At 40.3% G+C, this 14583-nt stretch carries 15 protein-coding genes and 1 pseudogene; 6 read left to right on the forward strand and 10 right to left on the reverse strand.

Going from position 1 to position 14583, the window contains the following annotated elements; genetic code table 11:
- Positions 1 to 169, forward strand: a 169-nt coding sequence (locus ACRCJ0_RS04785) for an iron-sulfur cluster biosynthesis family protein (RefSeq protein ID WP_431389671.1), incomplete at its 5' end; no start/stop codon positions are given.
- A gap of 67 nt (positions 170 to 236) precedes the next feature.
- On the forward strand, positions 237 to 1550 hold the full coding sequence (locus tag ACRCJ0_RS04790) for a hydroxymethylglutaryl-CoA reductase, degradative (RefSeq protein WP_431389661.1): 1314 nt from the start codon (positions 237 to 239) through the stop codon (positions 1548 to 1550).
- A 63-nt stretch (positions 1551 to 1613) separates the two neighbouring features.
- Here the strand turns inward: ACRCJ0_RS04790 and ACRCJ0_RS04795 are convergent, their stop codons facing one another.
- From ACRCJ0_RS04795 to ACRCJ0_RS04835, 9 genes and pseudogenes are all read right to left on the reverse strand, one after another.
- A complete protein-coding gene (locus tag ACRCJ0_RS04795; protein WP_269104652.1) occupies positions 1614 to 2768 on the reverse strand; it encodes a hydroxymethylglutaryl-CoA synthase in 1155 nt (384 codons plus the stop codon).
- 384 nt (positions 2769 to 3152) lie between these two features.
- Positions 3153 to 3589 (reverse strand): annotated as a pseudogene (locus ACRCJ0_RS04800) (mannonate dehydratase); the annotation flags it as partial.
- A 745-nt stretch (positions 3590 to 4334) separates the two neighbouring features.
- Entirely contained in the window at positions 4335 to 5009 is a 675-nt protein-coding gene (gene rpiA / locus ACRCJ0_RS04805; RefSeq protein WP_431389662.1) for a ribose-5-phosphate isomerase RpiA, read from the reverse strand.
- Positions 5010 to 5030: 21 nt separating this feature from the next.
- Positions 5031 to 6413: a Sapep family Mn(2+)-dependent dipeptidase gene (locus ACRCJ0_RS04810; protein WP_431389663.1), complete on the reverse strand. Its 1383-nt coding sequence runs from the start codon at positions 6411 to 6413 to the stop codon at positions 5031 to 5033.
- A 52-nt stretch (positions 6414 to 6465) separates the two neighbouring features.
- Positions 6466 to 7182, reverse strand: a complete 717-nt coding sequence (locus ACRCJ0_RS04815; protein ID WP_431389664.1) for a TraX family protein — start codon at positions 7180 to 7182, stop codon at positions 6466 to 6468.
- Positions 7183 to 7534: 352 nt separating this feature from the next.
- The gene (locus tag ACRCJ0_RS04820; RefSeq protein ID WP_371430629.1) at positions 7535 to 8227 is read right to left on the reverse strand and encodes an amino acid ABC transporter permease; all 693 of its coding nucleotides are present in this window, start codon (positions 8225 to 8227) and stop codon (positions 7535 to 7537) included.
- A gap of 16 nt (positions 8228 to 8243) precedes the next feature.
- Positions 8244 to 8897: an amino acid ABC transporter permease gene (locus ACRCJ0_RS04825; RefSeq protein ID WP_431389665.1), complete on the reverse strand. Its 654-nt coding sequence runs from the start codon at positions 8895 to 8897 to the stop codon at positions 8244 to 8246.
- A 13-nt stretch (positions 8898 to 8910) separates the two neighbouring features.
- The gene (locus ACRCJ0_RS04830) at positions 8911 to 9726 is read right to left on the reverse strand and encodes a glutamate ABC transporter substrate-binding protein (protein ID WP_431389666.1); all 816 of its coding nucleotides are present in this window, start codon (positions 9724 to 9726) and stop codon (positions 8911 to 8913) included.
- Between the two features lie 34 nt (positions 9727 to 9760).
- On the reverse strand, positions 9761 to 10489 hold the full coding sequence (locus ACRCJ0_RS04835; RefSeq protein ID WP_371431022.1) for an amino acid ABC transporter ATP-binding protein: 729 nt from the start codon (positions 10487 to 10489) through the stop codon (positions 9761 to 9763).
- A gap of 314 nt (positions 10490 to 10803) precedes the next feature.
- Here ACRCJ0_RS04835 and ACRCJ0_RS04840 point away from each other — a divergent pair, with 314 nt between their 5' ends.
- Both ACRCJ0_RS04840 and ACRCJ0_RS04845 read left to right on the forward strand, forming a co-directional pair.
- Complete coding sequence (locus ACRCJ0_RS04840) at positions 10804 to 11595, forward strand: hydrolase (RefSeq protein ID WP_431389667.1); 792 nt, start codon at positions 10804 to 10806, stop codon at positions 11593 to 11595.
- Positions 11596 to 11612: 17 nt separating this feature from the next.
- Complete coding sequence (locus ACRCJ0_RS04845) at positions 11613 to 12725, forward strand: M24 family metallopeptidase (protein ID WP_431389668.1); 1113 nt, start codon at positions 11613 to 11615, stop codon at positions 12723 to 12725.
- Positions 12726 to 13014: 289 nt separating this feature from the next.
- Here the strand turns inward: ACRCJ0_RS04845 and ACRCJ0_RS04850 are convergent, their stop codons facing one another.
- Positions 13015 to 13383: a hypothetical protein gene (locus ACRCJ0_RS04850; protein WP_048726227.1), complete on the reverse strand. Its 369-nt coding sequence runs from the start codon at positions 13381 to 13383 to the stop codon at positions 13015 to 13017.
- Positions 13384 to 13512: 129 nt separating this feature from the next.
- Between ACRCJ0_RS04850 and ACRCJ0_RS04855 the strand changes: the two genes are divergently transcribed.
- Both ACRCJ0_RS04855 and ACRCJ0_RS04860 read left to right on the forward strand, forming a co-directional pair.
- Positions 13513 to 14058 carry an FUSC family protein gene (locus ACRCJ0_RS04855; RefSeq protein ID WP_431389669.1) on the forward strand — a complete coding sequence of 182 codons (546 nt, stop codon included), beginning with the start codon at positions 13513 to 13515 and terminating at the stop codon, positions 14056 to 14058.
- Between the two features lie 174 nt (positions 14059 to 14232).
- A partial coding sequence (locus ACRCJ0_RS04860) for an alanine racemase (protein ID WP_431389670.1) occupies positions 14233 to 14583 on the forward strand: 351 nt, incomplete at its 3' end.

Genomic DNA, 14583 nt, shown 5'->3' on the forward strand with positions numbered 1-14583 from the left:
CGACGAGGTACTAGAAACCCATATTGGCCAAGTTCACATAAGAAAGAGTGCTTTAAAATTTTTAGGCCATGACAACCGCATTGATTTCGATGACTTTAGACAAGTTTTCGTTTTAATCGTTGATGGTCACGTAATGAACGATAATATCTACCTACAAAAAGCGTCATAATATATATTATTTTTAACCAAGCGGGCTAGGTATACTGGTCCGTTTCTTTATTGAAAAAGGAGTTATCATGTCTGAAAATCCATTCACATCCTACTATAAAAAGTCTCGTCAAGACCGTATCGATGTCTTAGTGGCCCAAGAGCAAATCACTAGTGACCAAGCTGAATTTTTAAAAAACGGCCAAGGTTTACCCACTGAAATTGCTGATAATATGATTGAAAATGCCCTCTCAACCTACGGACTTCCCTATGGTTTGTCCCTAAACTTTCTAATAAACGATCAAGAAATCCAAATTCCTATGGTGACTGAGGAACCTTCTGTGATTGCGGCTGCTTCAAATGGCGGTAAAATTATCCAGCAAGCAGGCGGTTTTAAAAGCCAGGTCAACCAGCGTCTGATGACTGGGCAAATTGCTTTTACCGGACTTGAAGATGACGCACAGGCCTTACGCTTTGAAGCGTATGTGACTGAATTTGCAGATGATTTACTGGCTGTTGCCAACGCTGCCTACCCTTCCATTGTTGGGCGCGGTGGTGGCGCGCGGTCCATCCGTAGTCACTACTATCCAGCAACCGATAGTAGTGCCTCTTTTTTCATTGTGTATCTAACGATAGACACTCAGGAGGCGATGGGGGCCAATATGATGAATACCATGTTGGAGGCTTTGAAGGCGCATATTCTTGGACAGGTGGATTTTATTGCGAATATTGATGGGTTGATGGCTATTCTATCCAATTATGCGGTTGAAGCTACGGCAACGGCGACTTGTGAACTTCCAGCACGTTTACTGGATAAAGGCCCTATTTCTGGGGTTGAAGTGGCTGGAAAAATCGCATTAGCTAGCCAGTTAGCGCAGGTGGATGTTTACCGGGCGACCACCCACAACAAGGGAATCATGAACGGGGTCGACGCTTTTGTATTGGCCACTGGAAATGACTGGCGGGCAGTTGAAGCGGGTGTCCATGCCTACGCAGCTCGAGACGGCCAATACCGAGGCTTAGCCAAATGGACTTACGACAGTGACCGAGAAATTTTATCTGGTGAACTCACCCTACCGCTAGCCTTAGGCGCTGTTGGTGGGTCAATCGGGATCCACCCAACTGTGCAAGTAACCAAGTCAATTTTAGGTCAATCGGACGCTAAACATCTGATGGAAATTGCTGTTTCACTAGGCTTAGCGCAAAACTTTGCCGCAGTTCGGGCCCTTGTTACTGAAGGGATCCAAGCTGGCCACATGCAATTACAAGCTAAATCATTGGCCATTCAAGCAGGTGCTGACGGCGACCAAGAAATTAATGCCGTAGTGACGGCCTTAGAAAACGCTGACCATAAGAACCTGGCCGCAGCCAAAGAAATTTTAGAAAAATTAAGACAAGAATAATCGAAATTAGCAAAAAATCGTTACCGACTTGAAGTTGATCCTTCTTGTAGGTAACGATTTTCTTTATTTATACAGTCGTTTGTGACCTTCTACCCCGGCTAATTGGAACTGCTCTTCATCTTCAGATAAAAGTAATTGACTACCATCTGTTGGTAATTCTTCTTGGAAAATCAATTCGTAGTCGGCAACCGATAGTTGGATACGGTTATCTAACATGGCTTGATGACTTTCGTCAGCTAACATGTCCTTGAAGCCTTCCACTAAAGTAATAGAGAAGAACTCACCTACTGCGCCTGATCCGTATGAATAAAGGGCAATAGTATCGCCTGCTTGTAGGTCTTGGCTTTGATCCAATAGGGAAATTAAACTTAGATACAATGACCCTGTATAGATGTTTCCAACCCGTTTATTGTAGACGCGGCTGGCTTCAAATTGTTCTGTTAAGGCTGCTTGTTTAGCTTCATCCACTTCCGGCAATAATTGACGCAAGCCCTTTAAGCCCATTTTCGAATAAGGTAAATGGAAGGCTAAAGCCTTAAAGTCAGCTAAAGTTTTATTGGTCCGTTTTTTATATTCAGTCCACACTGTCTCTAAGTATGATAGGTATTGTTCATTAGAGAATTTACCATCCACTTGGGCATATGTAGAATAATTTGGACGCCAGAAGTCGTAAATGTCCCCTGTGTAAGAAACTGCGTCGTCGTTAATAACTGCAACGCGTGGGTCTTTACTAATTAACATAGCTACTGCACCAGCCCCTTGTGTCGATTCTCCTGAAGTATTCAAGCCGTATCTAGCTATGTCAGTTGCAATCACCAACACTTTTGACTCTGGGTGACGGGCAATATGAGATACCGCTGTTTGAAGACCTACAGTTGCTGCATAACAGGCTTCTTTCATTTCGATGGCACGGGCAAATGGGTTAATCCCCAAAAGCTGGTGTACATGGACCGCCATTGCTTTTGATTGGTCGACACCTGATTCTGATCCCACAATAATGAAATCAATTGCCTCTTTATCTTCATCTGTTAAAATTGGCCAAGCTGCGTTAGCTGCCATTGAAACTGGATCTTGGGTTAAGGGTGCCACTGCTTGCTGGGTTTGACCTAAACCAATTGTAAACTTAGCCGGCTCAACGTCTCTAGCTTCAGCAAGTTCTTCCATATCCACATAGACATGTGGTGTGAAGAAATGTAGTTTATCTATACCAATATTCATATTCGTTACTCTCCCAACATCATTTTTCTACGGATAACGTAATTTATCACCTATCATTTTATCATAGTTTCTCCTCCCTATCTGTATTTGTAGCATTCTTAGGAAATTCTGAACATATTTTTTCATAAAAAAAGAGAGACACGATGAAGTTGTCGTGCCTCTCCTAGATGGAAACTGTCCAATCAATTGGGTTAATGTTTTAGTGACAGGGAATCAGGTATCAAAGAACTTATTTTGATACGACGTCAGCAGCGTCAAAATACGCTACAGCGTTGTTGTAAGAAACGTTAGTGATTAATTTTTCTAATAATGTTCATCATCAGGAATCTCACCGCGTTAAACTAAGTCACCGATGTAGTCGCAGAATAAACGACGGAAGTATTCGTGACGAGTGTAAGAGATGAATGAACGGGAGTCAGTTGACATACCAACAAAGTTCATTAATAAGCCACCTTCTGCTGGATCCATACGTTCAACATCTTCTTGAATGATTGCTAACGATTTAGAACCATCTGGTAAGTCATGGTTTAGGTTGGAACGAGTCCAGTCAAATATTGGCATAAAGTTATAACATACAACAGGTATTCCTGCTTTACTTAAGTCAGTTAAAGTTGTTTTGTAATTTTCGATTAATTGGTCCCGGTTAGGTTTACCTTGTTTGATATCCTCCTGAACCGGCACTGATTCGATAACTGAAATATGTAGACCTGTATCTCCACATCTTTCTTAAGTTGTTCGATAAGCGCCATTGGCCAAACTTCACCTACAGGAATATCGTAAATCGCTGTAACGATACCTTGTATACCTGGGATTTCACGGATTTGTTGTAATGTAACAGGATCGTCCTATCCATACCATCTAAAACTCATTTCCATAATATAATACGCCTTTTTGTGTGATATAAACTCGCACTATATTTTATGAGCAAACACTTACGCTCATTCAAATACATTCTACATAGTGAAGAAAACATGTTTAATAGTAAAATAACAATAAATGCAATTTTTTGTAAAAATGTTAGAGGGTACATATTTATAGGCTATCACTTTAAACTTTAATCTTTTTCATGGTATAATAAGACATACCAAAAAAGTTATTTATCTGTAAGGGGGTTAAGCATATGCCAACTAGTAAGGCACAGAAAAAAAGAAACCGTAAAATACTATGGTATCTATTGTTAATCATTTTTACGATTGTACAAGGTTTTCTGATTTCAGATGATGATCAGGCATAGTGAATTGAATATACGATAATTAGAACGTCAAAAAATGGTTTTCCTTATTTTTTGACTTTTTTTTTATGAACATCTATCATTATCAAAATATGCAATGATATTGAGCATTTAGAAAAAATTATGATCAAGACATAATTTTTAGAAGATAAGTAGTGCAACAGAATCCTACCATTTAAAAATATTTTACTGCTTTATAAAACTACCTTTCTCATCTTAAATTTCCCCCATTCCTATTCACTCGATTTCAGTCTAAATTTATATTTTCCCTTTAATAAAAACTGCATAAAAAAAATCGAGCTAGGAAAATTCCTAACTCGATTTTAACTCACTTACTACCCATTAAATTCTACGACTTGCCCATCATTGGCCATTAAGACTTTGTCCGCTATTCCCAAGAATAAGCCATGTTCAACAACACCGACCATTTGAATCAAATCGTCAGCCAACTTGACTGCGTTTACTATTTTTTCTAAATGAAGGTCAATAATAAAGTTACCTGAATCAGTTACAAATTTAGTGCCATCTAGTGATAAACGGAATGTTGGTGCATAGTTTTTATCCTCAAATGCATAAAATAAGTGTTGACTAGCTGCTGGAATCACCTCTACAGGTAAGGGAAAGGCCCCCAGTTGGTCTACTTGCTTGCTGTGGTCGCAAATCCAAATGACACGTTTGCTGTTAACGGCGATGATTTTTTCAATTAAATGGGCACCCCCGCCGCCTTTAATCCCATTTAATTGTGGATCAAATTCGTCTGTGCCATCAATTGTTAGATCAATGGCTGGGACATCATTTAATGAGGCTATTGGAATGTTTAGACTGGTTGCTAATTCGGCTGACTGAATGGAGGTTGGTACACCGGTAAAGGTTAAGCCTTCCTCTTTTATCCGTCTGCCTAGTTCTGTAATCAGGTAATAGGCTGTTGAGCCTGTGCCTAATCCAACGACCATACCATCTTCAACGTATTGGGCTGCTGCAACCCCAACTAATTCTTTTTCGTTCACCATATGACTCCCTTATTTATCTTCCTACCCTAATTGATCTGCTTGACCAAGTTGGATAAAAGCATCTGTATATAGTTTTAATAGTTTTTCTAATGTATCCATTTCGATGAACTCATCGGCTTGGTGCGCTACATGTGCGTCATGCTGGAAGCTCATCCCAAATGACACGCAATTTGGCATTACTTTACTATATGATACCCCACCAGAGATAATAGGTTCAATAGCGTGGTCTGGGAAATGTTTGTGGAAAGTATTTAACAATAATTGGTTTGCTGGTAAATTCACGTCAGACAGAATTGGTGCTGTATCAAAGGATTTCACAAATGGGATATCCGCGAATTCTTTGGTAAAGGCAGCTGTCAATTCTGGTTCGGTAATATTGGTTGGGTAACGAACATCGATGGTAAAGGCAATTTGCCCGTCTGCTGTTTTCTCAATAACTCCTTGGTTTAAGGTCAATGGCCCCATAATATCGTGGTTACGGGCTACGTTAAATCCTGACCCATCATAAGGTCGAAATAGGCGTGTCCACTTGTTGGCCAAGTCATCTGAATAGGTATTGGCGATGATTTCAAAACCACGGGTGATTGCTGAGTCCCCTGCTTCAGGCGTTGAGGCGTGGGCAGAAATTCCGTAAACAGTTAGGATTGTTTGGCCGTTTTCTTCTTTGATAGCGATTGGCCATTGTTTGTTATTAGCATAAGCTTCTAAACCAGGATTTAAGGTATCAGCGATGACAAATGTCGCTTCTGATGGCACTACATTTGACCCAGCCCCACCGACTACACTTTTAATGATGGTATCTGACTTTAAATCGCCCTTGAAGTTCCATGTTGTGGCCCCTTTTTCCCCGATTTGTAGTGGGAATTGCCCGTCTGGTGTGATGGCGAAGTCAGGTGCTCCTTCTTTGATAACGTATTGTGGGATGTCCGTCATGTCCGATTCTTCGTCAGACCCTATCACGATACGGATGGTATTTTTTAAGGGAATTTGGTAGTCCTGTAAGATTTTAACGGCATAGTATGACAAAACGGCATTCCGTTTCATATCTGATGTTCCGCGGCCATACATACGACCGTCGATAATTTCAGCGCCAAATGGTTCTTTGGTCCAATTTGACAAGGCCCCTACAGGTACGACGTCAATATGGCTAGCAACATCCACCCGGTGGTTAGTCCCCGCATTTCGGGATTCCATGTGTACGGTATATGGGTAAACATCCCCAACCTTCATGTCGTCACGGACAGCTAAATCGTGCATAAAATCTAGTGCTTTGCGGACTTCTGGTCCATAAGGGGCATCTGTTGTAGCCGCCTCATCATCGCGAATAGATGGGATGCGAACCAAGCCTTGGATGTCTTCGATCATTTGTGGTATATATTGTGCGAAATCTATTTTATCTAACATGTTACTCTCCTAGTTTTTCTAAATTTTCAATTTTGTGTGTTATATAAGTGGGCTAAATGATGAAATAACGGGCAATTAAGCCGAATATCAGCAGATGAACAAGATAAATCCAATATAGCCATTTGGCGTTGTAACGGCCCCTTAATCCATTGTAGAAGTAGGTTATTACAAAAGCTATCGGCGCAGTCACTTCCCATAGGACGAGTACAGCCCCAGCAATGGATTGGATGAGACGTTGGTCTCGGGTGACATAAAGGGCACCAATTAAAATAACGCCAAACATGCCGTAATCCGTATTGAAATACTCTGCAGCGATTGCTAATAAGACGATAGGGATAATACCTAGCCAGCGGTATTTCATTATACTAGCCAGCCAGATTGCTAATAGCCCCAACAACAAGGTAAAGAATACATTTTGATAGGCCAAATCAAAAAATTGCTGGCTAATAGCTAGGTTAAAAGGAATTTCCGATATCAAGGAAAAAATTCCTAACCTTATAGCATATTTTTGTTTATTAGAGGTATAGAAGAAACCTTCAACCAGTAGGAAACAAAATATCGGAAAAGCAATGCGCCCGATTAGCCGAAAGCTGGTATAAGCCGTATAAGCCAAGGAGTAATCAAAGGTTTCCAGTTGCCCACTATTTAATAAAGGCAGTAAAATAGCTGCACCCATGTGGTCAATAATCATGGTGACCATAGCAATCCATTTCAAGGTAGAACCCGAAAGCCCACCCTGTTTATTTTGTACGTTCGTTGCTTGAGTCAAGCGACCACCTCCTGATTTTCACGATTTTCTTGATGGTATTATTTTATCATAGTTTTTTCATTTTTCTTTATTTATCACATTGTTTGGGCAAAGTAAAAGGCCGAGAAAAAATCCCGACCCCTTGTTGATATTCAAATAATTTTCGAACTCATACTTGGTTTTTTTGAATCCCTAACCTGTGTTCAGATTCATGAAACCATTTAGGCACAATGTTTAAAAATAACCTATCTTACTATCAACCCTCATATTCTTGTGGTCCTTTGAAATCACGACTTCTTCCAGTGCTGTCTGTCTTAGCGCCCTGGTTCAGAGGCCATGATAGTAAAAGCAAAAGCCAACAGCTTGAATTGTACTATGCCGGTGTTTTCAAAGCACCATCTTTTGCTATGGCCCTGTTTGAACGTCGGTTTGATAGGTATTTTGAAAATTTAGACAAGGTATAACATACCAACCAATATAGGAAGGTCATGATCACAAACATTGGAATCACATATGCTGTATTTTGGTTGTAGATGATCTTCGCATTATGCGTCAATTCCGGTAAGGAAATAATTGTCGCAAGCGATGTATCCTTAATCAAGGCAATCAATTGCGACACAATCGAAGGTGCCATTGACCGCACAGCTTGTGGCAATAGAATATATACCAAGGTTTGAACACGGGTTAAACCGGTTGAAATCCCTGCTTCTGCCTGCCCTTTTGGAATAGCATTCAATCCACCACGAATGATTTCTGAAATCATGGCTGATTCAAATATGGTCAAGGCCCCTACTGCTGCCCAGAAAATATTTAAGCGAATCCCTAATTGTGGCAAAGCAAAATAAGTAAAGAAGATAATCAATAGTAAAGGTAAGTTACGAATAATATCAATAACTAGCCCTAAAGCTTTAGATAAAATTGGAATCCCCATAAAACGAACAACCCCAAAAATACCACCTAAAATTAACGAGAATATGATAGCGTAAAACGTTACTTGAAGCGTAACCCATAGACCATCAAGTAAAAACTGGATATTCATCCATTGAAATGCACCTGCAAAATCCATCTATTACCGCTCCTTTCTAACGTACGTCCTGTTGTGCTAATCGTTTTTCAATATATGAAACTAATAAAGTTAAAGGTACTGTAATGATCAAGTAAATACATGCGATCATTGTGTAGGTCCCTAAAGTATTAAAGGTTTCACTGGCAATTAAATCACCGTAATACATCAAATCTAACCCAGCTACCATAGCTAGAATAGAAGAGTTTTTTACTAAGTTGATAAATTGGTTACCTAATGGCGGAATCACAATTTTCACAGCTTGTGGTAAAACCACGTACTGCATCGTTTGTCTGTAATTCATCCCTTGTGAAATAGCTGCTTCTCTTTGGCCTTTAGGGACAGCGTCAATCCCTGAACGCACAACGTCCGCGATAAAGGCTGATGTATAAAGGGTTAAACCGATAATCCCTGATTGGAATCCGGTAATATCCATCCCATATAAAGGAATAACTACATAGAAAAACATCACAATAATCAATAAAGGAATGTTACGGAAAAATTCTACATAGATATCGCCAATTTTAGCTAAAACCTTATTATCTAAGGTTTGGATAATCCCCATTAAACCACCAAGAATTAAGGAAGCAATCAGAGCGATCACTGATGCAATCAAGGTATTGATAAATCCTTCAATAATTAAATCAGAATAATTTGTTAATAATTCAAACATGTGCTCAACCTCCCTACTCTACAATTGATGACTCAGTATCGTCACCAAACCATTTTGCATAGATTTCTTGATATGTACCATCAGCTACCATGTCATCAATAGCTTGGTTTACTTCTTTTAAGAAGTCATCTTGGCCCTTGTTGATGGCAATACCATATGGTTCTGTTGTAAAGGTTGACCCAGCAATTTTGTAACCCGTATTTTGTTCCATGATTCCTAATAAAATCGCATTATCAGTAGTCATCGCGTCCCCTTGACCTGATTTTAAGGCTGTGAAGGCTTCAGCGTAGTTTTCTAACTCTAAGACATTCGCATCCGGCGCTGCTTCTTTAATTCGTTGGGCTGATGTAGACCCTTTTACCGCCAAAACAGTATGTTCACTCGTCAAGCTCTCAACACCTTCGATATCAGAATCTTCAGGCACCATCAAGGCTTGCCCAGCGTCAAAGTACACTTGACTAAAGTCAACTTGTTTTAACCGCTCTTCTGAGATGGTCATGGTTGCAATCAAAGCGTCTACGTTCCCGTTTTTCAGTAAAGGAATACGGGTTTTAGAGGTTACCTCAACAAATTCTGCTTCGGCATTTTCCCCACCGACACGCTTGGTAATTTCTTTCGCCATATCGATGTCAAAACCTTCGATACGGTTTTCTTCAATATTATATTTCCCAAATAAGTTGGTATCGACTTTTACCCCCCAAGTGATGACCGGGTAGGCTTCGCTGTCAATTCGCTCAGCAATATCCTGTTGGCTGGCAGCAGAGCTTGTACAGGCCGTAGCCAAGAAAGCAAAAGCCACTAGCACAACGATTCGCCATAGTTTTTTCATAGTATTTCCCTCTTTCCTTAAGCGTACTTGGTGATTAGACTAAGATCTTGCTCAGGAATTGAACGGCACGTTCATCATGTGGATCTTCGAAGAACTCTTTTGATGGACGGTCTTCTAAAATTTCTCCGTCCGCCATAAAGATGGTTCTATTCGATACTTCTTTGGCAAAGCCCATCTCATGCGTTACAACCACCATAGTCATGTTGTCCTCAAAAGCGATACGTTTCATTTGGTCTAATACTTCCCCAACCATTTCTGGATCAAGGGCTGAAGTTGGTTCATCAAATAGCATCATTTTCGGACGCATAGCTAGACCACGTGCGATAGCCACACGTTGTTTTTGCCCACCTGATAATTGACCTGGGTAAGCATCACGTTTATCCCACATGTTTACACGTTGTAATAAACGCTCTGCTCTATCTTGGGCATCTTTATCGGTTTTCTTCAAGACTTTTAAAGGCGCCAATGTTACATTTTCTAACACGGTCATGTGAGGATATAATTCGAAGTGTTGGAACACCATACCGCAGTCGCGTCGAATTTGACGGATGTCAGTATTGCGGTCTGTAATATCTTTGCCGTCAACAATTAAATGACCTGAATTTATCTTTTCTAAAGCATTTATCGTCCGAATCAAAGTTGATTTACCAGAACCAGAAGGTCCAATTAAGGTCACAACTTCACCCTCATTTATCTTCAGATTAATGTCTTTCAATGCGTGGAATTTACCATAATATTTTTCAACATGATCAAATGTAATCATCATAGCACCTCTTCTTATTTGATTTTTCCTTTTGAATACAATTGCAATAAACTTGAATGTAAACAGGATTCTTGCTTAAAGATAAAATAATTCTAATCATTTCTTAAGCAAGTGTCAAATTTTTTGATAGGTTTCTTAACATGTAGCGGCATCAATGTTATCTTATATTTCATAATTGAATTATTTGAACACCTTTTTCACTTGATATGACGCCCTGTCGAGATTTTGAATTGTCATTCTTTTTATATAAGTACTATAATAAGACTAGAACTATTTGAAACACCCATTCAATCAATTAAATGGAGGTTATAGCGTTGAATCAACCAAAAAACGGCTCTCAAAATATCTCTTCGCAATTTAGAAGCGATATGGTGATGGTGCCAGAAGTTATTAACGAAGCATCCGGTATTCGCGTGTTTGGACGAACTTTAAAATCATTCGTCTTTACAACTGACGTCGCCACAATCCTATACTGTAACGCGGATGCCGTCTTAGCTGTCTACCCATTCTCCCCGCATCCTGCAATCATTTCAGCAGTAACATCAGTAGCCAGTCAACCTGTATTTGCTGGCGTTGGTGGTGGTACAACTCAGGGTAGGCGTAGCGTAGATATTGCCCTTTTTGCCGAAGCAACAGGCGTTCAAGGGGTTGTGGTGAATGCCCCGATGACCGCAGAAAATATTCTGGATATTGAACACACCGTCGACTCTCCAATTGTAGCGACAGTTGTCTCTGCCTATAACGATATCGAAGCACGAATTTCTGCCGGTGCGGATATCCTAAACGTCTCTGGTGGCAAAGAAACAGCCGCTATAGTTGAACGGATTCGCCGGGATTTCCCAGATGTGCCGATTATCGCAACTGGTGGTCAGAATGAAGACACCATTCGTAAGGTCATCGAAGCGGGCGCTAACGCCGTTTCATGGACACCACCGACTACTGGTGAAATATTTAAAGAGAAAATGGTCAAATACCGTAAAGTCCGTCGCGAGGACTTCCTTGAAACCCATGATGGTATGACCTTACGTGAATTTGAGGAATATATTGAGGAACATCCAGAAGCTGAAGAGAAATATAGTGAAGATTCTTCTGACGGTTATCTGTAAGACGAGATGGAGGACATATGGATCTAGAACATAGCAACCGACTAACAACCACTCAACAACAAGTTAAAAACCACAACTTAGATGCCCTAATCATTAGCGACAAGGCATCCATCGACTACTACACTGGTGTCATTTTTGACCCCATGGAACGTTTTTGGTTATTGATTATCCAACCGGAAAAAGGTCCACAAATTATTGCTAACAAGCTATTTGTATTCGACGAATTAGCTGAAATTGATGTCACTTGGGTAGATGATAACTACACAATAGCTGAAGCCTTCGCAAATCTAGCAGATTTCCCAGCAACCAACGCCCCACTACGAATCGGCGTAGATAAATTGTGGCGGGCTGACCAACTATTAGCCCTCGCCAAAACATACAACCAAGCCACTTTTGAAGTAGGTTCTGACTTAGTTGATGCCCAAAGAGCCATTAAAACTGCTGAAGAACAAGAAAAAATGCGTAAAGCTTCAGATATTAACGACCGTGCTATGGCTCGTTTAATCGAAGAAGTCTTACCACTTGGTTTGGACGAATTGGCTGCCGTAGATGAATTAGCCCGCATTTACGATGAAGAAGGTGCAGATGCCGGCTTTTCATTCGAACCCATTATCGCTTACGGTCCAAACGGCGCTGACCCACACCATGAATCTGACCATACCTTGCCGAAGCGCGGTGATTCGATTGTCATTGATATCGGCTGTAAACATGAAGGATACTGTTCCGACATGACCCGTACCGTTTATTACGGTGAGCCTAGTGCTGAGGCCAAAAGGGTATACGACATCGTACTGGAAGCCAATTTACGTGGCAATGACGCGGTCAAAGTTGGCGAAACTTTGGCAAATGTGGATGCTGCAGCGCGTGATTACATCACAGCCCAAGGATACGGTGACCAATTTACCCACCGACTAGGGCATTTCATTGGACGCGAAGTTCATGAAAAAGGCGATGTGTCAAAAGCTAATACAGATACCATTAAAGATGGCAATATCTTCTCAATCGAACCTGGTATTTACCTGACTGGTAATACAGCCGTTCGTATTGAAGATTTAGTGATTGCACATGATGGTCGCACTGAAAACTTGAACCACTTCACCAAAGATATGATTATTATTCAACCAAAATAAAACATTACACACTAAAAAAACACGATAGTCGTCGTGTTTTTTTAGATCTATGTTCATATACCCTATGTAGTAATTTAGATATATTTCTTAATATAAAAGCCTTTGGCTTCTATTTTTAAGGAACGACCAAATTACTACAGCCCACACAGTCCACGAGTGCCCTATTTTCATTTTATGATTTCAAATATTAAAAATATAAACTTCAAAAAAGCTCCCAACACGACAAGTGAAGGGAGCTTTTGCTCTTATTCTAGTGATTTATTTCTTAACGACTTCTGTCGCACCTTTTCTACTTAAAGATCATTTGGAAGAATTCGAATACGCGCGGTCCGAGCAAGGCTACTGCTAGGATGGCGAGGGCTAGAATGATCCATACCAGTACTTTGCGTGAGTGATTGCTTGAACCTGACCAAAAGTACTGTTTCTGTTTTTGTCTTTCAAAGAAGATTTCATTGGTGTCTAAATCTTGGAAGGTTTCTTTTGGCAAAGGTGTTTCCGCAAACGTTTCGACGTTAAATTCAGCAGTATCCTGTGTGAGTGTCGTCTCAGGGACCAAGGATTTAATGTCATCTGAAAAATTTTTTCCATACTTTTTTTGGTTATTCTTCTTCTCGCGTTCAAGCTCTTTTTTCGCTTGGCGATATGTTTGCCGCTTCACCTAGTGCACCACCTTTATTATTTAGTTCATTTCATCAAGTATTCCTAGTATAATCTATTTACAAGAAAATTCAATTGTAGAGAAGGGGAATTTTTCAACTTTCCCTCTTAATTAAAGGAGCTTATTTCAGTGAAACAAAATTTTCACGTTGGTATGAGGACCCTAAAGACTTCTTTGAGTGTCTTTATGGTTATCCTTATTTCAGCATTTATCTCTATTGACCCGCAAATCGCTGCCCTTTCAGCGGTATTTTCACAAAGAGCTGACGTCACTTCGTCGCTTTCTTTTGGTTTGCGCAGAACCTTAGCTATTGTTTGTGGGGCTTTTGCCTCATTAGTTTTTATTTTTTTACATAATTTATTGCCTGACCATTATTTGATTACTGCACTTTTAGGGGGTTTAGGTATTTTAATTACGATTCAAACCAACCTTCTAGTTAAGAATCCACAAGGGGTTGTTGGTGGTAGCGCCACTTTCCTTGTCATTGTCTTCAATATTCCAGCGGACAATCAATATGTATATGCGCTACTTCGGGTATTAGATACCTTCTTGGGTGCCATTGTCGCTGTTGGAATCGAGTACATTTTTCCAAGAGACCGAGTTGTTCCTTGGATCCTTATTTACAATAGCCATGTACCGAGGTTTCTACAAATTTCTACTTCTGAAGACGTTTAACTGACCACTAAGGTTACCTTAGGGTTGAACTAACTTAGCTTTTCCTTAAGTTAGAGCCCTTCTTTCGAGTTTTCACCCACAAGTGGTATAATAAATGAGAAGTGAAATGCGCGCTATTAACGCCATTTCCTATCTATTTCGATCAATCTATGTGATTAAAGAGAGGTTTAAACTATGACCATTGGTTATCATCGCCCTAGTAAGGCTAGCGTGTCTCTAGATGCGATTATTCATAATTATTTCGCTATTAAAAAGCATATCGGTAATAAAGCTGTCATGGCAGTTGTTAAGGCTGACGGCTACGGTTTAGGTGCCGTCAAAATAGCTGACGCCCTCCAATCTCGCGGTGCGGACGGTTTTGCGGTCGCAGTTGCGGATGAAGCGTTAGAACTAAGAGATGCTGGGATTATTGCCCCTATCATGATTTTAGGTTTGACTGATCCAGACGATGCTTGGCTTTTAGCTAATTTAGAAATTGGTGTGACAGTCTCTAGCTTGGACTATTTAAAATACGCCAAGAAACAC

Source organism: Aerococcus sp. L_32, from assembly GCF_050689315.1.

Bases quoted from the DNA above. Each gene is read 5' to 3' on its own strand.
- ACRCJ0_RS04790 (WP_431389661.1), top strand. From the start codon at position 237: ATGTCTGAAAATCCATTCACATCCTACTATAAAAAGTCTCGTCAAGAC.
- ACRCJ0_RS04795 (WP_269104652.1), bottom strand. From the start codon at position 2,768: ATGAATATTGGTATAGATAAACTACATTTCTTCACACCACATGTCTAT.
- rpiA (WP_431389662.1), bottom strand. From the start codon at position 5,009: ATGGTGAACGAAAAAGAATTAGTTGGGGTTGCAGCAGCCCAATACGTT.
- ACRCJ0_RS04810 (WP_431389663.1), bottom strand. From the start codon at position 6,413: ATGTTAGATAAAATAGATTTCGCACAATATATACCACAAATGATCGAA.
- ACRCJ0_RS04820 (WP_371430629.1), bottom strand. From the start codon at position 8,227: ATGGATTTTGCAGGTGCATTTCAATGGATGAATATCCAGTTTTTACTT.
- ACRCJ0_RS04825 (WP_431389665.1), bottom strand. From the start codon at position 8,897: ATGTTTGAATTATTAACAAATTATTCTGATTTAATTATTGAAGGATTT.
- ACRCJ0_RS04830 (WP_431389666.1), bottom strand. From the start codon at position 9,726: ATGAAAAAACTATGGCGAATCGTTGTGCTAGTGGCTTTTGCTTTCTTG.
- ACRCJ0_RS04835 (WP_371431022.1), bottom strand. From the start codon at position 10,489: ATGATTACATTTGATCATGTTGAAAAATATTATGGTAAATTCCACGCA.
- ACRCJ0_RS04845 (WP_431389668.1), top strand. From the start codon at position 11,613: ATGGATCTAGAACATAGCAACCGACTAACAACCACTCAACAACAAGTT.